Source organism: Asticcacaulis sp. AC466, assembly GCF_000495815.1.
Taxonomy (GTDB): domain Bacteria; phylum Pseudomonadota; class Alphaproteobacteria; order Caulobacterales; family Caulobacteraceae; genus Asticcacaulis.
Map to the genome: position 1 here is coordinate 181,635 of NZ_AWGE01000007.1, position 25,564 is coordinate 207,198.

The 25,564-nt window shown below is 57.1% G+C and carries 27 protein-coding genes, 1 tRNA gene and 1 riboswitch; of the genes, 12 read left to right on the forward strand and 16 right to left on the reverse strand.

Annotated features, from left to right (window positions below):
• Positions 1 to 29 precede the first annotated feature (29 nt).
• Together guaB and AEAC466_RS31365 are read right to left on the reverse strand one after the other, a co-directional pair.
• Complete coding sequence (gene guaB, locus AEAC466_RS31360) at positions 30 to 1,487, reverse strand: IMP dehydrogenase (RefSeq protein ID WP_023457762.1); 1,458 nt, start codon at positions 1,485 to 1,487, stop codon at positions 30 to 32.
• A 95-nt stretch (positions 1,488 to 1,582) separates the two neighbouring features.
• A complete protein-coding gene (locus AEAC466_RS31365; protein ID WP_023457763.1) occupies positions 1,583 to 1,927 on the reverse strand; it encodes a DMT family transporter in 345 nt (114 codons plus the stop codon).
• Between the two features lie 31 nt (positions 1,928 to 1,958).
• Positions 1,959 to 2,019, reverse strand: a riboswitch (guanidine-III (ykkC-III) riboswitch).
• 232 nt (positions 2,020 to 2,251) lie between these two features.
• Here AEAC466_RS31365 and AEAC466_RS31370 point away from each other — a divergent pair.
• The 4 genes from AEAC466_RS31370 (at position 2,252) to AEAC466_RS45200 (ending at position 5,141) form a co-directional block, all read left to right on the forward strand.
• On the forward strand, positions 2,252 to 3,388 hold the full coding sequence (locus AEAC466_RS31370) for a sensor histidine kinase (RefSeq protein WP_023457764.1): 1,137 nt from the start codon (positions 2,252 to 2,254) through the stop codon (positions 3,386 to 3,388).
• The gene (locus tag AEAC466_RS31375) at positions 3,385 to 3,783 is read left to right on the forward strand and encodes a response regulator (RefSeq protein ID WP_023457765.1); all 399 of its coding nucleotides are present in this window, start codon (positions 3,385 to 3,387) and stop codon (positions 3,781 to 3,783) included. Before AEAC466_RS31370 ends, AEAC466_RS31375 begins: the two co-directional genes overlap by 4 nt.
• Positions 3,767 to 4,573 carry a response regulator gene (locus AEAC466_RS43700; protein WP_081714592.1) on the forward strand — a complete coding sequence of 269 codons (807 nt, stop codon included), beginning with the start codon at positions 3,767 to 3,769 and terminating at the stop codon, positions 4,571 to 4,573. Before AEAC466_RS31375 ends, AEAC466_RS43700 begins: the two co-directional genes overlap by 17 nt.
• A 169-nt stretch (positions 4,574 to 4,742) precedes the next feature.
• Entirely contained in the window at positions 4,743 to 5,141 is a 399-nt protein-coding gene (locus AEAC466_RS45200; protein ID WP_369794501.1) for a response regulator, read from the forward strand.
• Positions 5,142 to 5,162: 21 nt separating this feature from the next.
• Here AEAC466_RS45200 and AEAC466_RS31385 read toward each other — a convergent pair whose 3' ends face one another.
• Positions 5,163 to 5,498 carry a DUF1523 family protein gene (locus AEAC466_RS31385; protein ID WP_023457768.1) on the reverse strand — a complete coding sequence of 112 codons (336 nt, stop codon included), beginning with the start codon at positions 5,496 to 5,498 and terminating at the stop codon, positions 5,163 to 5,165.
• A gap of 70 nt (positions 5,499 to 5,568) precedes the next feature.
• Positions 5,569 to 6,288 (reverse strand): RlmE family RNA methyltransferase, encoded by a 720-nt coding sequence (locus AEAC466_RS31390; protein ID WP_023457769.1) that lies wholly within the window; start codon positions 6,286 to 6,288, stop codon positions 5,569 to 5,571.
• 94 nt (positions 6,289 to 6,382) lie between these two features.
• On the opposite strand from AEAC466_RS31390, the gene AEAC466_RS31395 reads away from it, so the two are divergent.
• From AEAC466_RS31395 to tgt, 6 genes are all read left to right on the forward strand, one after another.
• Positions 6,383 to 6,757 (forward strand): hypothetical protein, encoded by a 375-nt coding sequence (locus AEAC466_RS31395; protein WP_023457770.1) that lies wholly within the window; start codon positions 6,383 to 6,385, stop codon positions 6,755 to 6,757.
• 85 nt (positions 6,758 to 6,842) lie between these two features.
• Positions 6,843 to 7,307 carry a peptidylprolyl isomerase gene (locus AEAC466_RS31400; RefSeq protein ID WP_023457771.1) on the forward strand — a complete coding sequence of 155 codons (465 nt, stop codon included), beginning with the start codon at positions 6,843 to 6,845 and terminating at the stop codon, positions 7,305 to 7,307.
• Between the two features lie 92 nt (positions 7,308 to 7,399).
• Positions 7,400 to 7,825, forward strand: a complete 426-nt coding sequence (locus AEAC466_RS31405) for a hypothetical protein (RefSeq protein WP_023457772.1) — start codon at positions 7,400 to 7,402, stop codon at positions 7,823 to 7,825.
• A 111-nt stretch (positions 7,826 to 7,936) separates the two neighbouring features.
• Positions 7,937 to 8,359, forward strand: coding sequence for a hypothetical protein (locus AEAC466_RS31410; RefSeq protein ID WP_023457773.1), 423 nt, complete (start codon positions 7,937 to 7,939; stop codon positions 8,357 to 8,359).
• 44 nt (positions 8,360 to 8,403) lie between these two features.
• The gene (queA, locus tag AEAC466_RS31415) at positions 8,404 to 9,462 is read left to right on the forward strand and encodes a tRNA preQ1(34) S-adenosylmethionine ribosyltransferase-isomerase QueA (protein ID WP_023457774.1); all 1,059 of its coding nucleotides are present in this window, start codon (positions 8,404 to 8,406) and stop codon (positions 9,460 to 9,462) included.
• A complete protein-coding gene (tgt, locus tag AEAC466_RS31420) occupies positions 9,459 to 10,589 on the forward strand; it encodes a tRNA guanosine(34) transglycosylase Tgt (protein WP_031238528.1) in 1,131 nt (376 codons plus the stop codon). The genes queA and tgt overlap by 4 nt, the downstream gene beginning before the upstream one ends.
• 58 nt (positions 10,590 to 10,647) lie before the next feature.
• On the opposite strand, the gene AEAC466_RS31425 is transcribed toward tgt, so the two are convergent.
• Positions 10,648 to 11,211, reverse strand: coding sequence for a hypothetical protein (locus tag AEAC466_RS31425; protein WP_023457776.1), 564 nt, complete (start codon positions 11,209 to 11,211; stop codon positions 10,648 to 10,650).
• A gap of 385 nt (positions 11,212 to 11,596) precedes the next feature.
• On the opposite strand from AEAC466_RS31425, the gene AEAC466_RS31430 reads away from it, so the two are divergent.
• A tRNA-Lys gene (locus AEAC466_RS31430) sits at positions 11,597 to 11,673 on the forward strand.
• A 145-nt stretch (positions 11,674 to 11,818) separates the two neighbouring features.
• Here the strand turns inward: AEAC466_RS31430 and hspQ are convergent.
• The gene (gene hspQ / locus AEAC466_RS31435) at positions 11,819 to 12,151 is read right to left on the reverse strand and encodes a heat shock protein HspQ (protein WP_023457777.1); all 333 of its coding nucleotides are present in this window, start codon (positions 12,149 to 12,151) and stop codon (positions 11,819 to 11,821) included.
• 279 nt (positions 12,152 to 12,430) lie between these two features.
• Here hspQ and AEAC466_RS31440 point away from each other — a divergent pair, with 279 nt between their 5' ends.
• A complete protein-coding gene (locus AEAC466_RS31440; protein ID WP_235074228.1) occupies positions 12,431 to 13,621 on the forward strand; it encodes a Ppx/GppA phosphatase family protein in 1,191 nt (396 codons plus the stop codon).
• Between the two features lie 75 nt (positions 13,622 to 13,696).
• On the opposite strand, the gene AEAC466_RS31445 is transcribed toward AEAC466_RS31440, so the two are convergent.
• The 10 genes from AEAC466_RS31445 to AEAC466_RS31490 all read right to left on the reverse strand — a co-directional run bounded on the left by AEAC466_RS31445 (position 13,697) and on the right by AEAC466_RS31490 (position 25,482).
• Positions 13,697 to 14,593 (reverse strand): peptidylprolyl isomerase, encoded by an 897-nt coding sequence (locus tag AEAC466_RS31445; RefSeq protein WP_023457779.1) that lies wholly within the window; start codon positions 14,591 to 14,593, stop codon positions 13,697 to 13,699.
• A gap of 52 nt (positions 14,594 to 14,645) precedes the next feature.
• The gene (gene coaD / locus AEAC466_RS31450; RefSeq protein ID WP_023457780.1) at positions 14,646 to 15,128 is read right to left on the reverse strand and encodes a pantetheine-phosphate adenylyltransferase; all 483 of its coding nucleotides are present in this window, start codon (positions 15,126 to 15,128) and stop codon (positions 14,646 to 14,648) included.
• Positions 15,129 to 15,223: 95 nt separating this feature from the next.
• Positions 15,224 to 18,028 (reverse strand): DNA gyrase subunit A, encoded by a 2,805-nt coding sequence (gene gyrA / locus AEAC466_RS31455; RefSeq protein WP_023457781.1) that lies wholly within the window; start codon positions 18,026 to 18,028, stop codon positions 15,224 to 15,226.
• 89 nt (positions 18,029 to 18,117) lie between these two features.
• Positions 18,118 to 18,615 (reverse strand): single-stranded DNA-binding protein, encoded by a 498-nt coding sequence (gene ssb / locus AEAC466_RS31460; RefSeq protein ID WP_023457782.1) that lies wholly within the window; start codon positions 18,613 to 18,615, stop codon positions 18,118 to 18,120.
• Between the two features lie 174 nt (positions 18,616 to 18,789).
• Complete coding sequence (locus tag AEAC466_RS31465; protein ID WP_023457783.1) at positions 18,790 to 19,245, reverse strand: hypothetical protein; 456 nt, start codon at positions 19,243 to 19,245, stop codon at positions 18,790 to 18,792.
• Positions 19,246 to 19,259: 14 nt separating this feature from the next.
• Positions 19,260 to 19,934 (reverse strand): hypothetical protein, encoded by a 675-nt coding sequence (locus tag AEAC466_RS31470; RefSeq protein WP_023457784.1) that lies wholly within the window; start codon positions 19,932 to 19,934, stop codon positions 19,260 to 19,262.
• Between the two features lie 133 nt (positions 19,935 to 20,067).
• Positions 20,068 to 23,085: a transcriptional regulator gene (locus tag AEAC466_RS31475; protein WP_235074229.1), complete on the reverse strand. Its 3,018-nt coding sequence runs from the start codon at positions 23,083 to 23,085 to the stop codon at positions 20,068 to 20,070.
• Positions 23,086 to 23,241: 156 nt separating this feature from the next.
• The gene (locus AEAC466_RS31480) at positions 23,242 to 24,072 is read right to left on the reverse strand and encodes a flagellin (protein WP_031238532.1); all 831 of its coding nucleotides are present in this window, start codon (positions 24,070 to 24,072) and stop codon (positions 23,242 to 23,244) included.
• A 143-nt stretch (positions 24,073 to 24,215) separates the two neighbouring features.
• Positions 24,216 to 24,563, reverse strand: coding sequence for a flagellar protein FlaG (locus AEAC466_RS31485; protein ID WP_023457787.1), 348 nt, complete (start codon positions 24,561 to 24,563; stop codon positions 24,216 to 24,218).
• 94 nt (positions 24,564 to 24,657) lie between these two features.
• Positions 24,658 to 25,482 carry a flagellin gene (locus AEAC466_RS31490; RefSeq protein ID WP_023457788.1) on the reverse strand — a complete coding sequence of 275 codons (825 nt, stop codon included), beginning with the start codon at positions 25,480 to 25,482 and terminating at the stop codon, positions 24,658 to 24,660.
• Positions 25,483 to 25,564 lie beyond the last annotated feature (82 nt).

Consider the following 25,564-nt stretch of genomic DNA (forward strand, 5'->3'; position numbering starts at 1 on the left):
CTCCCTTCAGCTACCGGTCCATGCGGGCCTTATTGGCGGTAGTTCGGTGCTTCCCGCGTGATCATAACATCGTGGACATGGCTTTCGCGCAGTCCGGCGCCGGTGATCTTGACGAAACGGGCACGTGCCTGGAACTCTTCGATCGTGTGTGCGCCGATATAGCCCATGGATGCCCGCAGACCGCCCACCAGTTGGTGGATGACCGGCGAAATCGGCCCCTTGAATGGCACCTGACCCTCGATGCCTTCGGGCACCAGCTTCATGGTGTCACGCACTTCCTTCTGGAAATAGCGGTCGGCCGATCCCGACGCCATGGCGCCGACGGAGCCCATACCACGGTAAGACTTATAGGAGCGCCCCTGATACAGAATGACTTCGCCCGGCGCTTCTTCAGTCCCGGCAAACATAGACCCCAGCATGGCGGACGAGGCGCCGGCTGCGATGGCCTTGGCCAAATCGCCAGACAGCTTGATGCCGCCATCGGCGATGATCGGCACGCCTGTTCCTGCGGCTGCACGCGTACTGTCGATGATGGCCGTCAATTGCGGCACGCCGACACCGGCAACCATGCGCGTGGTGCAGATGGACCCAGGACCGATGCCGACCTTAACGGCATCAGCGCCGGCGTCGATCAAGGCGCGCGTGGCGTCATAGGTGGCGACATTGCCGGCAATGATCTGAACCTTGTTCGTTTCCTTGCGCAGTCGCGACACCGCCTGAGATACCAGGATCGAGTGGCCGTGAGCGGTGTCGATAACCACCACATCGGCACCGGCCTCAACCAGCGCCATGGAGCGCTCAAACCCGGCATCGCCGACCGTCGATGCGCCGCCGACCAGCAGGCGCCCAGCACCGTCCTTGGCCGCCAGCGGATAGGCCTGGCTCTTTTCCATATCCTTGACCGTAATGAGGCCGACCGCATGGTAGGCTTCATCGACGACGATGATCCGTTCGATCCGGTGCTTGGCCATGAGGCCGCGCGCCTTGTCCTGGTCGATGCCTTCGCGCACCGTGATCAGGTTTTCCGTGGTCATCACGTCGGCGGCAATCTTGGAACCATCGCCTTCAAAACGGATGTCGCGGTTGGTCAGGATGCCGACCAACTTGTTGGTTTCGCGCTCGACCACCGGAAAGCCAGAGATATGCTTCCGTGCGATGATTTCCCGCACCTCAGCCAGCTTGGTGTCCGGATGGATAACGATCGGGTTGATGACCATGCCCGACTCGAACCGCTTGACCGAGCGAATTTCATCGGCCTGTTCTTCGACCGTCAGATTGCGGTGAACAATACCCATGCCCCCCGCCTGGGCCATAGCGACGGCTAAGCGCGCCTCGGTGACCGTGTCCATGGCCGAGGAGACCAGCGGGATATTGAGCGTCAGTTCGCGGGTGAATTTTGTTTTCGTATCGACTTGAGTGGGCACCACGTCCGAAGGACCGGGCTCCAGCAAAACGTCGTCGAAGGTTAAGCCTTCGCGTATTTCCATAAGGAACTCTCCATTTTGCGGGTTGTTCCTATGGGAATCGGATGGCTACGTAAAGGCCTTCAAGGAAAATATTTGTTTCAAAGGTCATGCCGCGATCACGCTTGCCCGCCCGACGTCGCTTTCAAGCCAACAATCGCGCATAAAAGCATGATGAGAAAGACGATACGTAGCGGCGTCACCGCCTCGTGGAAGACAAATATGCCAAGAATGGCCGCGCCCAGGGCACCTATACCGACCCAGACGGCATAGGCGGTGCCGATCGGTAGAGTTTCCACCGCCTTGGCAAGTAGAAACATGCTAAGCGCCAAGGTGACGAGGGTGAATATGGAGGCGACGGGCTTGGTAAAGCCCTGGCTGTACTTAAGACCTATAGCCCAGCAGACTTCGAACAGTCCGGCGGCGATGAGACATACCCATGGTAAAGGCAGAAATGACGACATTGTGATCACGCTCTTTTGTTGCAAAAACAAACAAGCGTCGTCTTGTCTTAACCGGGTACGGCGCGTCTCGTCCGGGCATGGAGAAGGTAACAGCTCGATATCGTAAAGCCAAGAAAAATAGCCTCCAGCAGCCTCTAGAAAATGGGGCGCCCTGCCGTCACCTGCATATAAAACGGGCCCAAAATGTCAGACGCCGAGAGAGAGGCGACCGGGCCGCCAGCCCTCTACCTTATAGATTTAGTAACCATCGAAGCGCTCCATTGATGGTTGTGCAATGTTTGAGGAGGCTGTAAACGGCCCTCAAGGTCGCCTCAGGGTAGAATAATGGACAGGCTTTTACATTTCGGACCGAACGTACTGCGTATTTTACTAGTCGAAGACTCCCGGCCTGAAGCACTCTATATCGAACGCACGCTTTTGCAGGCGACGCCCTCCGCCTATCGTATCAAACGGGTAGCCGATATCACCTCGGCAAAACAGGCACTGGAAACCGGCGACTTTGACGTCGTTCTGCTGGATCTTGGGTTGCCGGACGCAATCGGCTTTAGCGGTTTGCAGGCGCTGCAAGCTCTTGCGCCCAAGGTGCCCGTGGTTATTCTGACTGGCAGCGACGACCGGGCAACAGAGTTGAGCGCCATGGAAAACGGGGCACAAGACTATCTGCTTAAGGACCGCGCCAGCGTCTCCGCTTTAAACCGGTCGATGCGCCACGCCATTCAGCGCAAGCAGATCGAAAACATGAAAAGCGAGTTTATTTCGCTGGTCAGCCATGAATTGCGTACGCCCGTCACCGCCATCCACGCCGCACTGGGCCTCATCTCCGGCGATTTGTCCCATACCTTACCCGAGCCGGTCACTCATCTCGTAAACATCGCCAATCGTAACAGCGAAAGATTGATCCGGCTCATCAACGACATCCTGGATATCGACAAAATCGATTCCGCCCATATGTACTTCGATATACGGCCGGACGCGTTGATGCCTATAGTCGAGCAGTCCATTGAAGCCAATGCCGTCTATGCCCTCAAATACGGCGTCAGCATAGTCATGGCGCCGTCTGATGTCTCCGCCGACACGTTTGTCAACGTCGACTCAAAGCGCCTGGGTCAGGTCATGGCGAACCTGTTATCTAATGCAGCGAAATTTTCCCCCGCAGGCAGCACCGTTACCGTCTCTGTCGCCGAAATGCCTACCGGGGCGATACGCATCAGCGTTGCTGACCAAGGTCCGGGCATTCGCGAAGATTTCCGGCGGCGAATTTTCGGCAAGTTCTCACAGGCCGATGACGCCCTCACCCGCACCAAACAAGGAGCCGGCCTCGGGCTCTATATTTGCAGGCAAATCCTCGAACATATGAACGGCACGATCGGCTACGATTGCGCGCCTGGTGGCGGCACCACATTCTGGGTCGAATTACCCGTCGAAACGATCCCCGCCTTTTCCGAAGCGCGCGCCTCATGAGTCCGCCACTGAAGCGCATTCTTTGTATTGACGATGAACGCGATATTCTCGATGTGACCCAGATGTGCCTGGAGCGTATTGGCGGATATGAGGTCTTCTGCTGCGAAGGCGGTCAGGACGCTGTGGCGCAGGCGGAAGCGACAATGCCAGACCTGATCATGTTGGATGTTATGATGCCGGGACAAACCGGCCCCGATGTCTTCGCGGCCTTGCGCAAGGTCTCCAGGTTGAAGGGCATCCCTGTCATTTTTATGACAGCGCGCGTCCAATCCGCTGAAATCAAGACCTACCTTAAACAAGGGGTGACATCCGTCATCGCCAAGCCGTTTGACGCCATGACGCTGGCGGCGGACGTTCAAAACGCCTGGGAGTCGTTCCATGCAGCAAAGAGCTGAGAGCCGTATGCCGACAGAGCTGGATGCGCACATGCATACGCTGCGAAAAAGGTATCTGGAAACGATGTCAAATCTCCTGACGACGGTGGAGGCCGCCTTGCGCCATTGCGAGGACGGCAGCCTGGACGCGGACGGTCGTGTGGCGTTAGGCAACGTCGCGCATCGGTTGTCCGGCACCGGAAAAACCTACGGTTTTCCGCGCATCTCCGCCAGTGCCAGAGAAATCGATGTCCGCCTAAAAGAGCGACCGGACATGCCGGCCCGCGAGCTGATGGAACTTATCTATTCGCTGGTGGTTGCGTGTCGCAACGCCCTGGGCCGAGATGAAATTCGTGGCGTTTCGGCACAGCGAGTGTCCTTCGGTCGCCGGCCGCCGTCGGTCGCCACCACGCCGCAACAGGATGTCCCCAACCGGCCGGTGATGCTGGTTGTTGATGATGACCCCGACATGCGTGACTTGTTCACAGGTCTGTTCAGCCATGAGGCGCGTGTTCTGACCGCAGTTAACAGCGATGAAGCGCTGGTCATGATGCGCCGCCACAACCCCTCTCTCGTCTTGCTCGACGATATAATGCCCGGCGCCATAACCGGCCTGAAATTCCTTGAAACGCTCCAGACGTCGGGAGAATTTCGTGGCACGCCAATTGTCATGATCACTGCCAGCGACGCGCCTGAAAATATTGAGCGGGGCATGAATGCCGGTGCTGCCGGCTATATAACCAAACCGTTTGACGTAGCGGACGCGACTGAGAAAGTGCGCCGATTTCTGAAGGCGGTCTCACAGCCTTAGACCAACCCTTAAACCCAGACCATTCATGAAATAGTAAGGTCTGATTTATTATATAACACCGTTATGTTCGGCAGCGTATTTTGCCTTATTAACGCTTTTCGAAGGTGACATGGCGATGCAGCAAATTAAGCCGCGCCGTAAATCTATCCTGATCGTGGATGACGACAGTATGGTCACGGATTTCGCTCATCTGGTTCTTGGAAGCCTGGGATACACTATAAACATCGCCAATGACGGCCTTCGCGGCCTTGCGTACATTGTCAAATATAAGCCGGATGGCATTCTGCTGGACCTGAACATGCCCAATGTGGACGGTTTTCAGTTCCTGTCCCTGCGAAATCGCATTCCAGAAGCTGCCCAAACGCCCGTTATTGTAATGTCGGCGAGTCATGGCAGAGACGATGTCCAGAAGGCCCTCAAACTTGGCGCTGATGACTATATCGTAAAGCCCATTACCGAACTGTCGCTTGCGCGGCGTCTTGAGCGATTCGTCCCAAGCCCGCACTACGCCCCCGAACAACCGTCACAGGTCAAATGGGAGAATGTGGCCACAAAGTCGCTGCTCTAAACGCGATCTGGCCTTTCCAGCCTACGAAATTTTTTCCGCCTTGGTGATGTTCTTGTACATAGAAAACATCGGAATGCGGAACCCGTAATAGCTGATGCGGAAACGGCCCGTCTGGATCAGCTTGCCCTGGATGTCGGAAGAATTGAATTTCAGATAGGCCGGGCTGTCGACATTCTTGTAGGTTTCGTCGGTAGTGAAGACAAGATAGACGTCTTTCACCTGTCCGTGGTCCTTCATGACTTTATGATCGACGCCAGTCACCACAACGTCCTTAGAGCCATGCGTCCAGTAGGGAACGGTCCAGATCGCCAGAAAAACCAGCACAACGACGATAACGGCGGCAAGCAGCTTCTTCATGCACCCTCCAGGTTGGTTGCAATCCTAATCCTGTCGGTACATTGCGACAACCAAATTATCAGCCCCGGTATTATGAGCCTCTGAAATTTTGGGCGACAATATAGATTTCCGTAGAACCGGCGCGGCTGGACTTCGGCTTGAAATGCTTCACCGTATCGAAGGTGTGCTTTAGTTTAAGAAGCAATTGCTCGGTTTCGCCGCCCTGAAACGCCTTGGCGACAAACGTGCCGCCGGGCTTCAGGTTATCGAGCGCGAAATCCCCAGCCATTTCAAGAAGGCCCATAATCTTCAGGTGGTCAGTCTGCTTATGTCCCACTGTGTTGTGAGCCAGATCCGACAAGACGACATCAGGCTTTCCACCCATCATCTCCATCAGACGCAACCCGATGGCGGGGTCGGTGAAATCCGCCTCGATCATCTCGGCGCCCGCGATCGGGTCAACCGGCAACAAATCGACGCCGACGACATGGGAGGCGCCGCGTTTGATAGCAACCTGTACCCAACCGCCTGGCGCGCAGCCCAGATCGACCACGCGCACACCTTTGCGCAGGAAATGGAATCGCTCGTCCAATTCGATCAGCTTGAAGGCGGCGCGCGACCGCCATCCTTCGGCCTTGGCCTTTTGGACGTATGGATCATTCAGTTGCCGCTCCAGCCACTTCGCCGAAGACTGGGTGCGAAAGCGCGCCGTCTTGACCGCCGTGTGCCCCTTGGCCCGGCCAGACAGATTACCGCCTTCAGGCGGCTTGACCATGCGGCGGCGGGGTTCATCTTGGGTATCGTCATTCATGACGGGCTCTATACTTGGTTTTACCGGATTTGCGGAAACTATTTTTTTCTTACGCGCGTCACTGCTATGAGGCAGTGAACCGAAAGGACCTCTCATGCGCAAAGCCATCCTTATCTCCGCCCTCGCCCTTTTGTCCGCCTGTTCCCCGCGTGAAAAGCCAGCCGAGGTAGCTAGTCCGGCAGAGGCGTCGCAAATGGCTGAGCAGGCAGCCGCTGCGATCAGCGCCTCCTCTCAGAGCATGGCGTCCGACAGCCTGTCGCGCCCAGATACCCCACGCGAGGGCACCTGTCTGGCCGCCATAGGCAAGGCTGCGGCTGACCGCCTCGTCAAACGCTGCATCCAGGTTTCGCCGGCGACCCATCCCCCCTGTAACGTTCAAAATAGTTGCGAAATGATCCAGGGCGAAATCGACCGGTCCTGCGCCATGTACGGCGCCGACGAAAAGAAGCCTGCCGAATGCACCGCCTAGACACGGTACGAAACCAACGAGTTTTATTTTGCAATTCCGCAACCGAACCCCTATGTCAGGCGCATCCAAACCAAAGGAGACATCCATGTCCGACGATCCCGAAAACACTTTGATCCTGACGCTGGACACCGGTCCGGTCACCATCCGCCTGCGCCCGGACCTGGCGCCGAACCATGTCGCGCGTATCAAGGAATTGGCGCGTGAAGGCTTTTATGACGGCATCGTCTTTCACCGCGTGATCCCGGGCTTCATGGCTCAGGGCGGTGACCCTCAGGGCCAGGGCTTCGGCGGCTCAGGGAAGAAGTTGAAAGCGGAATTTAACAGCGAACCGCACGTCCGCGGCGTCTGTTCGATGGCCCGTTCGCAAAACCCGGATTCGGCCGACAGCCAATTCTTCATCTGCTTCGACGACGCCCGCTTCCTCGACAACCAGTATACCGTCTGGGGCCAAGTCACCGAAGGCATGGAAAATGTCGATGCTCTGCCCAAGGGCGAGCCGCCCCGCACGCCGGGCAAGATCGTTTCGATGAAAGTTGCCGCCGACGCCTAATTCCGCGCGGCTCTAAAGCCTTCGTTAAACTCGTTTACGCTACGGTGAAAACTATCAGAGGTAGTGCCCGCTGTAGCGTAAATGAGTACATCATGAGTAAGAGTAGCCGACCCCATCTTCGCCTGACCGTAGATACCGACAATTTGGTTTTGGTCATACGCCTGTATCGATGGCGCGAAGAGACGGATGAGAAGCCCGATTTAATCGGGCATCTGAGCCTGGTAGCTCATCCCTGGAAATATAACGTCCTCTTCGACTTTCGTCGCTTCATTGGCGTGATAAATGAGTCGGATGTCTCGACCATTCTGGAGCGTTGGCGAAAACTCGACTGTCCTGAAACCCTATATCCACCCCTAAGCAGACAGTTGGCCGTGGTTAGCTCCGACCTCTCCTTACGGTCTCTACTGCTCCCGCATGTCGATGCGCTCGTGCATCGCCGTATCGATTTTTTCGATACATTCGACGAAGGTCTAGACTGGCTCAAGGCGCCCCCGCTACCTCTGCGTCTATCAGCTTGATAAAATTGCCGCTCCGCTATTACCGCTACGTCAACTAAACCTTAAGGGCGACTCTGATAGGTCTCTACTGTACAGGCGTCTATTAAAGCGTCAGTCTGCTGGGAACTTGCAATGGCCCGCTCGCGCGTTACCTTGTCCATAGACAACACGACCAAGATCATGACGATCCGCTATATCGGCGAATTAGGCGGTGAAGACGTAAACAACACCATGATGTTGCAACTCCTCGACATACCGGATGCCTGGACCTACGACAGCATAATAGACATGCGCCGGTTCGACGGCACCATAATGACAACGGAAATTGAGGACTTGGCCACGCGGTGGAACGGATTGGCGCAAGGCCGCGATGCTGGCGCCTTTACCGCTATTATAAGTGATGATGCGTTGGTTCGCGCCCGTTTATCCATAACGCAGGGCTTGTTTCCAGCGCGCACATTGGCGAATTTCAATACGCTTGACGAAGGACTGGCGTGGCTTCACGCCCGCCGTGGTGAGGTCGCACACACGCCCAATAGCGATTTGACGGTTTAGTTTAAGTATTGACCTGACCGCCATTTCCGCGTTTGAGACGCGGCATGTTAATTTCAGATTTCGATTTCGACCTCCCCGAAGACCGCATAGCCTTACGCCCCGCCGAACCCCGCGAGGCAGCAAAACTGCTTCGCGTCGACGGCAGCCGCCTGACTGACAGCCATGTCGGGGACATTGCTGATTTTTTGCTGCCTGGCGACGTTCTTGTCGTCAATGACACCCGCGTCCTCCCGACCCAGCTTGACGGCGTTCGCCTGCGCGACGACAGCACGGTCAGCATAGAAGCTACCCTCGTCAAATCGACGGGACCGGCGCAATGGCAGGCCTTCCTGAAACCCGGTCGCAAAGTCAAACCGGGCGATAACTTGCTGTTCAAAAGCGATGGGGCGGAGTTACGCGCCCGCGTGTCGGCAAAAGATGATAACGGACTATATACGCTCGATTTTTACCATAGTCCGCACGAACTCCTGGAGCGCCTGCACGTCGTAGGCGGCATGCCTCTGCCCCCCTATATCCGTTCCAAGCGGCATGAGGACGAGCAGGACAAGCGCGACTATCAGACCATATTCGCGACCGACGAAGGGTCGGTGGCGGCGCCCACCGCCGGCTTGCACTTTACGCCGGCCCTACTGAAAAAGCTGGATGAACGGGGCGTGTCTTTCGTTCGCGTCACCCTGCATGTCGGCGCAGGAACCTTCCTGCCGGTCAAGGTTGAAGATACGCGTGACCATGTGATGCATGCCGAGTTCGGCGTGGTCAGCGAAGACGCCGCGGCGCGTATCAATGCCGCCCGCGCCGCCGGAAATCGGATTATCTGTGTTGGCACGACCTCACTGCGGCTCCTGGAATCAGCTTGCGATCCGCAAGGGGCCATTCACCCATTCAGCGCCGAGACGGCCATTTTTATAACGCCCGGCGTAAATGTGCGATCCTGCGACCTGCTGATCACCAATTTTCACCTGCCCAAATCAACACTCTTCATGCTTGTCTGCGCCCTTGCCGGCACCGAAAACATGAAAAAAGCCTATCGCCACGCCATCGATACAGGCTACCGCTTCTTTTCCTATGGCGACGCGTCGCTGCTAACCAATATATCCAAATGACCGCTTTTCCGTTTACAATTACCGCTTCCCAGGGACAGGCCAGGACGGGCGTCCTTAAGACACCCCGTGGCGATATTCCGACACCTATTTTTATGCCGGTGGGCACCGCTGCCACGGTTAAGGCTCTGACGCTCGATATGGTGAAGCAGGCGCACGCCAAGATCATTCTGGGCAACACCTATCATCTCATGCTGCGCCCGACCGCTGAGCGCATCGCGCGGCTTGGCGGCCTGCACACATTCATGGGGTGGGATGCGCCGATTCTGACCGACAGCGGCGGCTTCCAGGTCATGAGCCTGTCCAAGATATCCAAGGTCAAGGAAGACGCGGTCACCTTTGCCTCGCACATAGACGGTTCGAAGCACGTTTTGTCGCCGGAACGGTCAATCGAAATCCAGGCGGACCTGCTGGGTTCCGATATCGTTATGCAACTGGACGAATGCGTTTCCTACCCGGCCGACGAAAAACGCGCGAGGGAAGCGTTACAGTTGTCAGCCCGCTGGGGGCTGCGCTCCAAGGCGGCGTTTGGTACGCGCGACACCCAGGCCCTGTTCGGCATCCAGCAGGGCTCGACCTTTGAGCACTTGCGCCGCGAATCGACGGAGCGGCTGCTCAATATCGGCTTTGACGGTTACGCCATCGGTGGACTGGCAGTCGGCGAAGGCCATCAGGCCATGTGCGACACGCTCGACTACTGCGCGCCGATCCTGCCTTGGGAGCGTCCGCGCTATCTCATGGGCGTCGGCAAGCCAATTGACCTTCTGGAGGGCGTTGCCCGCGGCGTGGACATGTTCGACTGCGTGCTGCCGACCCGCTCAGGCCGCCATGGCCAGGTCTGGACCTGGGACGGTCCGCTCAACCTGAAAAACGCCCGATTCGCTGAAGACGACGCGCCGTTGGACCCGACAAGCGATTGCCCTGCCAGTCGGGACTATTCCAAGGCCTATCTGCATCATCTGGTCAAGGCGGAGGAAATCCTCGGCCAGACTCTACTGAGCTGGCACAATATCGCTTTCTTCCAGGCTCTTATGATTCGCATGCGAGCCGCCATCACGGACGGCTCGTTCGACGCCTTGCGAGCCGATCTTCGCGCCCGATGGACGGCACCAACGGACGTACAATCATAAGTTCTGGGCGAGACGACGTCCCATTGGATGTCATCTCGCCCAGAGCAATGACATAGACTTAACGCCGTGATTTCTTGCGCGGCTTTTCCGGCACCTTAATAGGCTTGGGCTTTCCCAAATTGCCGTCCGAATAGGTATCGGTATAGACGCGCGGCACGAACCACGACGGCGCGGCCGGTGGAGCGCAATTCTTGTTCATGCCCACGCCTTTAAGATAGGCGCGTCGAACCTTGCCCGCCTGAATAGCTGTGTCCATTTCCTTTTGGTGACGTTGCGCGCCGGTGACTTGCCGGACCAACCCACGGAACGGAATAATACTGCGGGTCGCATTACGAACAGAACCGCGCGCGGCATCGCCCGCCATAGACCCGCCTTTTTCGGTCAGGGTGCGCGTGTCGGCCGGCGGCGGCGGCTCGTCGAAATCGGCACCAAGCAGGCTGTCTAGCTTGATCACCTCTGCCGCTATGGCGTCGCAACCGTCCAGCCCGGTCAGGTCGTAGGGCTTAACCACGGCCCGTGACAGAATTTCAGGAATGTCGCGCTTGCGCAAATTCAAGTCTTCAAGGGGGGCCATAACAGCATCGCCCCAGCTTTCGTTTTGATCGTCGGTGCTGGACCTCACAGCCTGAGGATCCTTGGCACGGCCACGACTATCAGGGGCGCTGCTGGTCTCTGGGTAAGTACCGGCCGGATTGTAACGTGGCTTGGACGCGCACCCGGACAGCAGCGCGCCAGCCGCCAACGCGATTACCGCGCAACTTCGGAGACATTTGTCTACCGTTACGCCAGGCTTCATCAAAGTCCCCCTCACCACTTCAGACCACCAACACCTTTTGGGAGGCACTGACTTACCCCGTTATAGCCTATTCCGCACATAAAAAAACAATACCAAAAAAAAGCGTCTTTTTTCAACGCCTCGCGCTTGCGAAAACAAAAACTCCCCTCTATGAAGGGCCCATGTTTGATCCACTCTTTTTAAAAGCGGGTCAAGCGTGACTTATCTTCATGAGCCCGTAGCTCAGCCGGCTAGAGCATCTGACTTTTAATCAGAGGGTCCTGGGTTCGAGTCCCAGCGGGCTCACCAAGTCTTTCCAAGATTTGCGTGACAATTTCATGACGATAAACTTGCAAGTCCTTACCTTACATATCGGTCGCGACACATGAATGGAAACTGAACCGTTCGACAGACAGGCCTTGACTGCTGGTAAAGAAATGCTTCCGATTGTGGCTCAATTCGCCATACGCTGCTTCGGAAGGTAGCGCCCGTTCTCGAACCGCTCGAAAAGAAGCGTGGTTTGCGGATGTTGAAGCGGCTGGCCTGTATCGTCTGGACACAGGTTGCCCTCAGACGCATAGGCCACATAGCAATTCTTACCATTAGTGGCCAACAAGTGATAAAACGGCTGGTCCTTCTGCGGTCGCACGCTTTCCGGAATCGCCAGCCACCATTCGTCTGTATCGGAAAATTCGGGGTCGACGTCGAAAACAACGCCGCGGAAGTCAAACAGGTTATGCTTAACCACCTGACCGATGCCGAATTTAGCTGACCTTTGTTGTGGCATGGAACGATTCGAACCTCCGCTCTTCTCGCGCCCATCAGACCGTAAAGCGCGCCATTTCGCACTGGCCTTCCCCACTTGGTTGTCACGCCTTATACATTTTCATGAACCGCGCTTATGGTTTATTCAAAACCGTAAGCCTATCGGCATTCGACCAAATTATCGGTTGGCATGAACACGTCCCCCGCCTAGAGTACAGTTCAAAGGATGGCTGCCATGGCAAAAGTCATGGCTTTCAACATGGTGTTGGACCGCCGTCCATCCAGTAGCGGGGTATGAGCCATGTATCGGGCTCCCTCAAAAGATCGGCGGCGCATGGCGCCTGCCGGCCAGGGCCGAGCGGCAGGCGATGCGGCCGTTCGGGGTGGCGATTCCCATACTCTCTACGCGGCCCTCGATCTCGGGACCAATAACTGCCGCCTGATGATCGCCACATTGCACAATTCCCAATTCCGTATTGTCGAAGCCTTTTCCCGCATCGTGCGCCTGGGAGAGGGCCTGGCGCATTCTGGCCGACTGCATGAACGTGCGATGGAACGTGCGTTGAAGGCTCTGAAAATCTGCGCCGAAAAAATTGAAAAGCGCGGTGCGGCCCGGATTCGCGCCGTCGCGACTCAAGCCTGCCGCATCGCTCTCAACGGCCAGGATTTTATCGCTCGCGTCGAGCACGAGACGGGATTGCGACTTACCATTATAACGCCAGAGGAAGAAGCCCACCTCTCTGTCGTCGGCTGTGCCTCTCTATTGGACGGGCGTGAAGTAACGCCGCAGGCCCGCGCCGCGCTGGTGATGGATGTTGGAGGGGGATCGACGGAGCTGAGCTGGGTCGAGTTGGCGGATGATGTGACCGCCTCGCCAAAAGTGAGCTTAACCGACGCGCAAACCTCCGTTCAGAACAATGCGCTGCGCATGGCGCGGCGGCTGCCCAAACCACGCTACTGGATATCCCTCCCCATAGGCGTTGTGAATCTCGCAGAGCGCTTTCCCGAGCCGAGCAATGGGGATACGCGTCAATGGTTTGAAAACATGGTCGAAGAGGTTAGCCGGTCGCTGCGTGACTTCGATGCCCCAGAGAGCCTACGTGGTCATTTCGATTGTGGTGAAGCCTACATTGTCGGCACCTCCGGCGCGATTACTTCGCTGGCCGGCATGCACCTGCGGTTGGATCGATATGATCGTTCCAAGGTCGATGGCTTGTGGATGAGCCATGACAACGTCCAGACAGTCATAGAGCGGTTGCTCGCCCTTGGCCCCTCCGGGCGCGAACTTGAACCCTGCATCGGCAAGGATCGGGCTGACCTGGTGCTTGCGGGCGCGGCTATCCTCGAAGCCGTCCAGCGCCTTTGGCCTTGCCAGCGACTGCGGGTCGCCGACAGGGGCTTACGCGAAGGCTTGCTACTGTCGATGGCGAAGAAAAAAACACGCCGCCGTCGCCGTAGAACGCACACCCGGACACCTCAGGCCATCGCGTAGCGACATCGGCGTATTAGGTGAACAATAGCCGCAAGCAAAAAGCGCCGATTGGCACCGGCGCTTTTTTCTTCGAACTTAACGTCCAGTAGGTGCCGCAGTTGATGCCGGTGTTGCCTTCGCGTCGGCCGCGACGGGCGGCGGGTTCAACAATTTGGTTGGAACGGTCACATCACAGGCGGAGAAGTTTTCGCCCTTGTCCTTGCGAACAGCGTCAAGGACGGTCTGGAATTGTGGCGAAGCTGTATCCATGATTTCGACTTGCGGACGGTCGGCCTCAGGCATGTCGGACAACAGACGCACTGTCGTCATCTTGTCCGGGTCAACCGGCGGCTCACCAATCTTCAGCTTGCGCACGACATCCAGACCGTAGATGACCACACCAACCGGCGTATAGTGCTTTTCGAGATTGGAATTCGCGCCGCGCATGAGAAAGAACTGGCTGTTGGCCGAATCCGGGGAGTTGTCGCGCGCCATGCCAAGGACGCCCTGGCAATACAGCCCCCACGCCATCGTCTTACCGTCGGCAGTAATGGCCGCCAGTTCATTAACCTGACTTTGCACCGGCATGGCTCCGACAAAACCAATCAACGAGCCCCTTGGCCGCGTCGCGACCGTGAGCGGCCAGCTGGGATCGTGTCGCAAGGTGAATTCACCCTTCACGTCAGGCAAGGTAGACCCGCCCATGCCGGTCCCTTTCGGATCTCCGGTCTGCGCCATGAAATCTTCGATGACGCGGTGAAAGATAATACCGTCATAAAAATGCTGGCGCGTAAGGGTTACCAGGCGCTCGGCACTTTGCGGCGCGATATTAGGGTAAAGCTCGACGATGACGCGGCCCTTGGTCGTATCGATCACGAGTGTATTATTGGGGTCGGGCATCCGATAGCCCGGGTCGAGGGCAAAAGCTGATGTCGCCGCCATCAAAGCCGCTATCGCCCCCGCCCAGAGCGCCTTCTTTTTCAAACCCGACATCAAATTTCCCGTCTCTCTACTTGTGCCCCGCCACGCCGCAGGACGCGGGCAGCTATGTTTTGACCTTCCCCAGGAGGCGTTCCGCCACACTGGGAGCCACAAACGGCGCGATATTGCCGCCCAATTGGGCTATTTCTTTGACCAAACGCGAGGCAATCGCCTGATGCCGCGGATCAGCCATCAAAAACACCGTCTCCAGGTCGCGATTAAGCTGCTGGTTCATCGCCGTCATCTGAAATTCGTACTCGAAATCTGCCACCGCGCGCAAGCCGCGAATAATAACACCGGCGCCAACCTCTTGCGCGAAGTACATCAAAAGGCTTTCGAATGGCCGCACCTCAACCTTTTCACCCAGATGTGCCACCTGCTCGCGCACCATATCTACGCGTTCATCGATGGTAAACATCGGCCCCTTGCCGGCGTTGCGCGCTACGCCAATGACCAGCTTATCGACCAGCTTTACCGCGCGGCCGATAATGTCGCTATGGCCGTTGGTGATGGGATCAAATGTCCCCGGGTACAGGCCAATTCTCATACAGCGCCCTTTCCGCCTTAGAAACTGTCCCCACTAGAACCGCCGGGGACAGCCTCCAATATCTAATAGTGCCCAGAATGCCGCAGCACCTAGGATCAGCTTGCGTCGGAAGGCGCGATGACGTCGTCCGGTGAACCGCCCTCATCCTCGCCCGAATCGACAATCCGTTCGACCGAAACAACCTTCTGACCTTCGGAGGTTCGGAAGATGGTAACGCCCTGAGTATTGCGGCTGGCAACCCGAACGGTCGTGACATTGGTACGGATCAGTTGCCCGCCCGATGTCACCAGCAACAAACCGTCACTGAGGTGAATCGGGAACGAAGCGACCAGACGCCCGCCCCGCTTGGACAGGTCCATGGCCGTAATGCCCTGACCACCTCGGCCCGTACGGCGATAATCGTAAGACGACGTACGCTTGCCAAAGCCATTGTCAGAAACCGTTAGAATGAATTCTTCGGCGGCCGACAGTTCGGCGATACGATCCGGTGTCAGGCTCGCTTCTTCGCTGCCCTCTTCGCCGTCTTCCTCGGCTGGCGCGGGTGTATCCTCGCCCTCCTCAGCATTGGCGGCGGCCCGCTGCTGAGCCGCATATTTCAAATAGGCCGCGCGCTCTGCCGGGCTGGCATCGACACGTTTCAGGATGGCCATGGAGATAACCGTGTCGTCACCCAGGAGGCGAACGCCCCGCACGCCTGTCGAATCGCGTCCCTTGAAGACACGAACTTCATCGACCGCGAAGCGGATCGAACGCCCGCCAGAGGTGGACAACAGAACGTCCTGGTCTTCGGTGCAGATGGCGACCCCGACAATGGCGTCTCCGTCTTCCAGCTTCATCGCGATCTTGCCGGCCCGGTTGACATTGACAAAGTCCGACAGCTTGTTGCGTCGGATATCGCCGGCTCGCGTGGCGAAGATAATGTCCTGACGTTCCCAGGCCGCTTCATCTTCCGGCAGCGCCAGAATATTGGTGATGGTCGCGCCGGTATCGAGCGGCAACAGGTTGACGAAGGCCTTGCCCTTAGATTGCGGATTTCCCAGCGGCAAACGCCAGACCTTTAGCTTGTAAGCCTTGCCAGTGGATGAGAAGAACAGCATCGGCTGGTGAGTCGTTGCGGAATATACACCCGTGATGGCGTCTTCATCCTTCATCGCCATGCCGGAACGGCCTTTGCCACCACGATGTTGCTCACGATAGGCAGCCAACGCCGTGCGTTTGACGTATCCAGAGTGCGTAACGGTAACGACCATATCTTCACGCGGAATAAGGTCTTCGTCCTCGATATCGCCTTCGCTGTCCAAAATAACCGTACGGCGCGGCACGGCAAAATTCGCGCGGACTTCAAGAAGTTCATCACGAATGATCGCAACAATGCGTTCGCGCGACCCCAGAATGGCGAGGTATTCAGCGATAGCACTGGCCAACTGGCGGGCTTCGTTGCCGATTTCATCGCGGCCAAGACCGGTCAGCCGCGAGAGGGTCAGGGCCAGAATAGCGCGCGCCTGTTCGTCGGTCAGACGGACAGACGAATCTTCCAGCACAATTGAACGCGGGTCTGCGATCAAGTCGATCAAAGGCGCCATGTCGCCCGACGGCCAGGTGCGACTGGACAGGCGTTCGCGCGCTTCCGACGGATCGGCGGAGGAGCGGATAATATGAATGACTTCGTCAATATTTGCGACGGCTATCGTCAAACCGACCAGCACATGCCCCCGGTCACGCGCCTTGTTCAGTTCAAACCGGGTACGGCGGACGACCACTTCTTCGCGGAACTCGAGGAATATTTCGAGCAGCTTGCGCAGGCCCATCTGCTGCGGGCGGCCGTGGTTGAGTGCCAGCATATTGACACCAAACGACGATTGCAGCGCTGTGAACCGGTAAAGCTGATTGAGAATAACATCGCCCGAGGCATCTCGCTTCAGTTCAATGACCATGCGCATACCCTGACGATCGGACTCGTCGCGAATATCGGCAATGCCTTCGATCCGCTTGTCGCGCACCATGTCGGCTATATGTTCAATCAACGTCGCCTTATTGACTTGATAGGGCAATTCGGTGACGACAATGCCTTCGCGATCCTTGCGAAGGGTTTCGACGCTGGCCTTGCCGCGCGTCACGACCGACCCGCGGCCCGTCATCAGGGCCTGGCGGGCCCCGGCGCGACCAAGGATTTCACCGCCGGTCGGATAGTCCGGTCCGGGCACGATATCGAGCAGTTCTTCGAGCGTCACCTGCGGATTATCGAGCATGGCCATACAGGCGTCGATCAGTTCGCCCAAATTGTGCGGCGGAATGTTGGTCGCCATGCCGACGGCGATGCCGCCTGCCCCGTTGACCAGCAGATTCGGAATGCGCGCCGGCAGAACCGTCGGCTCTTCTTCTTTGCCGTCGTAATTCGGCTGAAGGTCGATCGTATCCTGTTCGATGTCCTGAAGCAGGGCGACGGCCGAGGTCGCCATGCGGCATTCGGTATAACGCATCGATGCCGGCTGATCGCCATCGACGGAGCCAAAATTGCCCTGGCCGTCGATCAGCATCAGCCCCATCGAGAAGGGCTGGGCCATCCGTACCAAAGCCATGTACACGGACTGGTCACCGTGCGGGTGGAACCGGCCCAACACGTCGCCGACGACGCGGGCGCATTTCGAATAGGATTTGTTGGGCTGCATGCCCAACTGATGCATCGAATACAAGATACGACGATGGACCGGTTTCAGACCATCCCGCGCGTCGGGCAAGGCGCGAGACACGATCACGCTCATCGCATAGTCAAGATATGACCGCTTAAGCTCGTCTTCGATAGAAACGTGACTGATGCCGGGCGGCAACGGGCTGGCGGGCACGTCGCGCGGTTCCTGATCTTCTGGTCCCTGACCTTCGCCGGATGTGGTATCGTTCATATATTCAATATCTTGGTTACATCGTCACAGCCACCTAAGGGCTGCGACGATTGTTGAAACGCTCTACTGAAAGTATCTGTGTTCGAAATCTAGAACGGGATTTCGTCGTCAAGATCGAAAGCTTGCGGCGCACCGGACGGCTGAGCGCGCGCGCCGGCCGAAGCGGGCGGACCGCCGTAGGAATCTTCGTACTGGTCGTAACCGCCGCCGGATGAGGCAGCCCCGCCGCCTTCGCCACGACCGCCGAGCAGGGTCAGGTTGCCGTTGAAGCGTTGCAGCACGACTTCGGTCGAATACTTTTCAACGCCATTCTGGTCGGTCCATTTACGGGTTTGCAAGGCGCCCTCGACATAGACGGACGAGCCCTTGCGCAGATATTGCTCCGCAATCTTGGCCAGGTTGTCATTGAAGATGACCACCCGGTGCCATTCGGTCTTTTCCTTGCGCTCACCTGTCGCCTTGTCGCGCCACTGCTCCGACGTCGCGATTGTCAGATTGGCGATACGGTCGCCCGAAGGCATATTGCGAATTTCCGGGTCCTTGCCCAGATTGCCAACCAAAATGACCTTATTGACACTGCCTGCCATCGTAATTTCCTTATCATAAACCCTAGGCGCTTAAACGCGCCCATTTGTTCACATACATGCCGATTCGCGACACTTTTACGCGCGACTCGAATGGTTAACTTTAGAACCTTACGGCGCACAAGGGAAGGGCCGGAGATGCTTTTGCGCCCCCGGCCCCGCCTCTTCCACAGTTTGTTACTTTTTGCCGTCGGACGGCATTTTCGGCAGGTTGTCCGGCACATCTACGGTCACAGGCCCACTGGGTGGTGCTTCCTGTTGCACGACCGCCCCTGGCGCCACCAGACGTCCGTCGGGCGCCTTGACCAGCAGTGGGAAAGCCGGCCCCTCGTAGTTGCGCGAATATCGCACTTCGCGTCCGCTGGCGAAGAGGAACATGCCATTATAGGCGCCGATCGTCTGCTCTCCGGCCGTCCGGGTAGCCATCAGGTCCATTCGTGCGTTGTACAGCCGAACGGCGCAATGCTCCAGATCCGGCTCGTTGTCAGACAGCTTGTTGAATTTCAAGCCGCCGGCCGCCGGATAACCGACAAAATAGCAGGCGCCAAGGACATCGGGCGCCTTGACGCGCTTCTCGCATCCAGCCAGCGCCAGACCAGCGAACATCATGATCAAAACCGTTCTGGAAGACATAATATATCCTTTGCCTATCTGACCATGGGAACGGAACAGCCCTGGCCTTGATCGACCAGAGGGCGGAAGGTGGCGTTATCATCCGATTGCTCGACGCGCTTCGGAACGAGGCGCAATGTCTTACCGCCCCATCGGCCGTAAGAGGCCTGGCCCGGTGAAACGCATCGACCATCGTACAGCAGAATAGCGCATTGGCCGATCGTGATGTTGTCAGCCAACCTGTTCCAGGAATTGCTGCTGTAACGCAGGCAGGCGGCGGTTGGCCCGGCGGCGGCCTGGGTATTTGGAACCACCTCCGCCCCCTGGGCCGGATCGGGTTCTGCTGCCGTGGGCGGCGTGCTGGCAGGCGCGCCGGGAACGGGGACCAGCGACGCCGTAGGCGCGGCCACCTGGTTGCCGTTATCGTCGATACCAACATCGAGTTGCTGCGCAGCGACGCCGTTCTTCTTGGCGCATTCCGCCAACGTCACGTCGCCGACATAGGCACCACTCACATAGCAGCGTAACGGCTTTTTGGAATCGAGCGTCGGCGTTGGGTCGGCCACCTTAAAAGTCAGGCCGGTCGGCTGATCGTTCATCTTCGGATCGTCCTTGTGGCCATGCGACATTCCCATGGCCAGAATAATGCCGATAACTATGGCGACGGTGGCGCCAATCCCAATGGCGATCCAGCGCTTTTGATCCTTCACAGTGGCAAGCTCCCCTCTCGGCAGCCGGAGTTTTCCGGCGCACTGTTGTGAAGACTAACCATAGCTGTGACACCAAAATAAGGCAAACCCTTCAAAAGCGCCGCCCCACTTTTATGCCGCCTTTTTCCGGAGGTCAGCCGCCGCCCGTCAAACGGTTAAGCGCGGCTTGATAATTGGCGATCTGATCAGTCATGTACTGCGGCACCGTCCCGCCCGTCTTGCCGGCTTTTGTGCTGGTGCTGTCCTGGGGGTCGCCATAACGCAGATAGGTATAGGCCTTCTGCACGTTCTTCATCGTCGTCTTCAGCGCCGCCAGCGCCTTGGTGATACCGGCGGCCGAATTCAGATTGATAGATGTATCGAAATCAAGCCCGATGGCCTTTTGCGATGTCAGATAGTTACTCGACGACGCGTCCATCGTCTGCCCAGCCTTATTGCTGACAAGGCCTGGATCAAGCCCCAGGCCGGCCAGAGCATCCTTACCGGCCGGGCCAGCTACGATCTGCATTTCGGAGCTTTTGTTGCTTGGCTTAATGTCCAACTGGTCAAGCTGCTTGCCGAGCACCTTCGTAACGTTCGCCGTCAGCTTGTAACCTGACGCGCGATTGATCTTTTTGGCCAGACTGGCCATCGTCTCGTTCGCGTCGATGGTGACCGCCTTTTTTACTCCCGTTTTCGAATCAACAAGATAGAACTGATCCCCGGTCCGGACGCTGGTCCCTGCAATAATCAGTTTGGAATCCGTCGTTTCGACCTTGCCCAGCGGCAATCCAAGACGATCCAGCACGCTTGACGAGTTCTTGGAAATAGCAATGGCGTTCGGCGCCACGGTTCCGTTGGTGCCGGCATACCGGGTCTGATATTCGACCTGACCGCTATCGATATTCAGCCGCGCCAGGTAAGCGTCCTTGCTGTTCATCTTGGTTGTACCGGCAATATCCCCGGTCGTCTGGCCGGAAATCCAGGCCTTGCCGTCTGAAAATTGAACCTTGGCGTCCTTTTCCGTGCCCGCACCGCCATAAAACGCCACGCGGTCGCCGCTCGTGACGGTCAGATCCTTATCAACATGAAGCGCAAACGCATCATATCCGCCGGAATAGCTGGTCGCGGCGTTGCTCCCGCCCCCAAGCAGATCGGCAGAGCCGCTGGATCCGCCAAGGTAAACCTGACCATTATAGACGGAAATACCGCTTATAGAGCCCCCGCCGATCCCCCCGAGATTGCGCGCTGCGGTCTGGTTGGCGGAGTATTGGGTGACCTGCGTCGTCGTGGTAACACCCTGTGCGTTCGTCGTCGTCTTATCTACGACCTGCGATCCCATGGTGTAACTTTTTAGGGTGGCCTGCCCACCTTCTACGCCGGCGACATAGAGCGTGTTACCGTCCGTTGCCACCTGCGAAACCGTATCGGTCTGGGCTGTGCCGGTCTGGATCGTGAACTTGTGCGTACCAGAAGCCGTGAAGCCCATCACATAGCCGTCCCACCCGCCGTTCGCCTGACCGGACGCCCCTTGCATAAGCCCTTGCGTGCGCCCCCCGACGTAAACCGAGCCATCATCGCCGAAGGTCACCGATGTGGCTTCGTCCGCGCCGGAGCTGCCGCGGCGTTGCGTCCACTGCTCGACGCCCGAAGCGTCATAAACGGTGACGAAGCTGTCAGATGTCGTGTTGTTCGCCCCGGTCAGGCTGGTCGTCGTCGTCGACGTGCTTGTCGCCGTATTGGTACCGGTGCCGTAGGTCGTCGTCTTGGTCACGCCTATATCAAGCGCTCCGGTCACGGAGCCCGTAACGGCCACCTTACCATCAGCCGAAACCGCCAAAGCCAGGCCCGATGCGGAATCAGAAGCGCCAAGCGTGCGGGTGAAAACGATCTTACCTGCCGAATCATACTTGATCAGCGCCACGTCCTGGCGGCCTTTTATCGTCTGGTCGTCCGTCGTGTTGTTAACATTGGCCAGAACGTAGACCGAGCCGTCGGGCCCTGCGGCCGTCTGTAGGGCGTTGGCTAGCGTATCGGGAGAGGTGCCGTTGTCGTTAATATTGGCGACACTGTTCGGCAAAGCAGTCTGCCCGGCCTCACCGTCTACCCAGTATTTCGCGCCAACCTTGGAAATCGGGTCATCCGGCTGATCGGTCGTCGAAGACTGATCCGTCTGGAACTTTATCAGTTGGGAGGAAACGCCATTGGTTTTGGTTGAGGTCCCATCGGCATTTTTTTTCGTTGTGGTAATGGTCGGATCGCCGGTTGTCTGAACGACGTAAACCGAATCCGCCGTCGCCGGCGCGCTCATCGTCACGGCTTCGGTGGTTACACCTTTGATTTGCAGACCAAAACTATCCTGGCCGGCTGACAATGTTACCGTCTTTCCGTTCACGGTCGTCGTCGTTGGAACCGCCGGCGTACGGTTAACTTTAAACTGTGTCTGAAGCCCCTGCTCTTTCAGCTTGCCGTTGATGTACGACACAACGTTCGACATGCTGCGGGTCTGGGTGCCCATATCAGACAAATCTATGTTGACCGTAAACGGGGCGGTCGTACCGACCTTCTTGACGGACATCGAAAACTTGACGTCACCTTCAAAGGCCTTCACCGGACTGGTCGCCGATCCTGAATGAATAGCTGGCGCGGTATAGAGCGTGTCGGTCCGCGCCGTTCCAACCGTGCTCTTCAGCTCATTGGTCAGAGTGCCTGGGCTGAGCGCCATGTGATCATAACTGGTATCGGAAATATAACCACGTACCTCTTCCATTCCGGCCGTAAAGCGGCGCTGAATTGCAGCAAGCGCAAGAGCAGAGGTCTTCGAATCCTGCGCCTTGGTGGCCAGTCCTTCCAGGGCGCTCAAGCCCTGATACAGGGTGAACAGCTTGTTATAGTCCGGGGAGGCATTGACGACGTTTGACGTAACCGCACTGGAGTTGATGAACCGCTGACCGCCCAGCACCTTTGTGACCAGATCGCTTTCGCTCAGCATCCCCGAAGATCCGGCCCAGGGCGCGCGCGGCGCATCGGCCTGGCCAGTCGGCGAATTGGTCTTGGTCGAACCTGTCGTGCCCGTCCCTGTCGACGAACCAGAACTATCCGTCTGCGCAGGGATTCCCGCCTTCGCATTATAGTAGTTCACCAGCAATGAAGTATCAAACGACACAGTCACAGCGACACTCGGTTAAAGGGTTAAAAGACGCATTACCATTACTATGCGGCAACAATCCTTAAGAAGCGTAAACTTTTATTGGCAAATGCCGTCACACCTAGGACCCTAAAACGAAAAAAGCGGGCCGGAGCCCGCCTTCCCACTAGGTTCCGCCCCTTACTTGAATAGGGACAAAATCTGCTGCGGTGACTGGTTGGCGATAGACAAGGCTTGCGTCCCGAGTTGCTGCTGAACCTGCAAGGCCTGGAGACGTGAGCTTTCCTTTGCCATGTCGGCGTCGACCAGATTGCCAATGCCGCCGGTAATCGAGTCTTGAAGTTTCGAAACAAAGCTCAGATGACCTTGAATTTGCTTGGCCTGTGACCCAAGCGCCCCCAGATTGGCGTTGAGGTTATTGATAGAGCTATCAAGTTGGGCCAAAAGCAAACCGGCGCCCGTCGCCGTCGTCAAGGTCGAGTTAGCGGACAGAGTAATAATAGGGCCGCCGAGCGAAATCGTACGAACGCTAAGCGTGATCACCGAGTTGGCGTCTGCGTTTGCAATAAATTGAATTGCGTTCGGCAGTGAACCGTTGATGATGTTTGAGCCGTTGAAAGTCGCATTTTCAACGACGTGCGAAATCTGGCCGAGAATAGCCTTATAGTCGCTGGATAGAGCCATCCGAGACGTCGTATCGATGGACGTATCCATGGCGCCAACGACTTTTTCACGCAACTGATTGAGCAGGTCCGACACCGACTCGCCAGCTGCCAGCGACACGTCGGCAATGGACGAAGCTCGGTTGAGACTGTCGGTCACCGCTTTCAAACCACCCAGGTCAGCGCGCTGCCCTTGTGCAATAGCGTAGACGGAGGCATTGTCCTTCGCGGAAGACACGGCCAATCCAGTACTTATCTTTTGCTGAGCGTCCTCCAACCCCTTGTTGGTCGCGTTTAAATTCTGTAGCGCTATCATCGCGGATGAGTTCGTATGAACACTCACCGTCATGGCCATATACCTTCTATAAATTGCCGACTCAGCAAAGTCTTAACAAATATGGTAAGCAAAAGGTTAATGGACGCAAACGACTTTTACCGCGCATTCATGAATGCACGGTGGATAATAACGAATTCAGACATTAACCCTTGCGGTTAAACCTCTGTTTTAATGACCGAACCGGCTGTGTAGCTCGACGACTTTCGCAAGGCCACAAGCTCATTCCGCGGCATTTCACGAACCACCTCACCCGTATTGCGATCTATAGCTTTGTAGACCCACTCCCCGGTCTTGGGATCCTTTTCGACCGTCAGACGCAATTGGTAGGCCGGGGTCGATTGGTCATTCCCCTGCCCTTTGGTCAGATCCGCCCCGGTATCGTTTTTGGACTGACTTGACGCACTGCTCCCCGCGACTTCCTTTGGCACATCTGGAACGGGCTTTATCTGGGATAAGTCGGGGTTGATATTCGGAAAGCTTAAAACGTTATTTATCATCTCCATGTCACGTCCGCCGCCGAAGCACCGAAACGCCCTCCGATAAATAGGAATTTAGAAAAGAGTGGAGGACGGACGCGAAGTCCGCCCTCCATCCGGATTAGCGGAACAAGCTCAGAACCGTCGAGGACGATTGGTTCGCGATGGACAGAGCCTGAATGCCGAGCTGTTGCTTGGTTTGCAACGCTTGCAGTTTGGCGCTTTCCTTAGCCAGGTCAGCATCGACCAGGTTGCCGATACCGGCAGTGATCGAATCCTGCAACTTGCCAACAAAGGTGGAATGGTTATCCACAGCCTTCGAAGACGTACCAAGTTTCGCCAGAGCTGCCGACACGTTGTTGATAGACGTGTCGATAGTGGTCAGGAGAGTGCTGGCCGACGTGGCTGTCGAGAACGAGGAAGCCGTGCCGAGCGTAACAATTGACCCGCCGAGTGACAGGTTTTGCGCAGCAACAGTAAGCTTGCCTGAGCCATCAGCATTAGCCAGGGCCGTGATCGCCGTCTTGCTACCGTTCAACAGGTTGATACCGTTGAAGGAAGAGTTGGCGATAGTCTTGGTGATTTGGTCGCGGATCGAATTGAAGTCATTCTTCAGAGCGTTGCGGCTCGTGGTATCCAGCGAGGTGTCGGAAGCGGCCAGAGCCTTATCCTTCAGCTGGCTCAGCATGTCCGAAATGGACGTGCCGGCAGAAGACGCAACGTCGATGACTGAAGACGTACGGGACAGCGAGTCCTTAACGGCATTCAGCGAAGAGACAGTAGCGCGTTGACTTTGGGCGATAGCGAAAGTTGCGCCATCGTCCTTGGCACTGCCGACCTTAAGGCCGGTCGAAATGCGTTGCTGCGTTGTTTGCAGATCGTTTTGGGTAACATTCAGGTTCTGCAGGGCAATCATGGCCCCGAAGTTCGTATTGACGCTTGACATCTTAGACATCCTTTATTCTAGGGATTCCGGTGACATTTTGTCGACCGGCGGCATTTTGCCTGAGTTGAAGACTGCAAGAAGA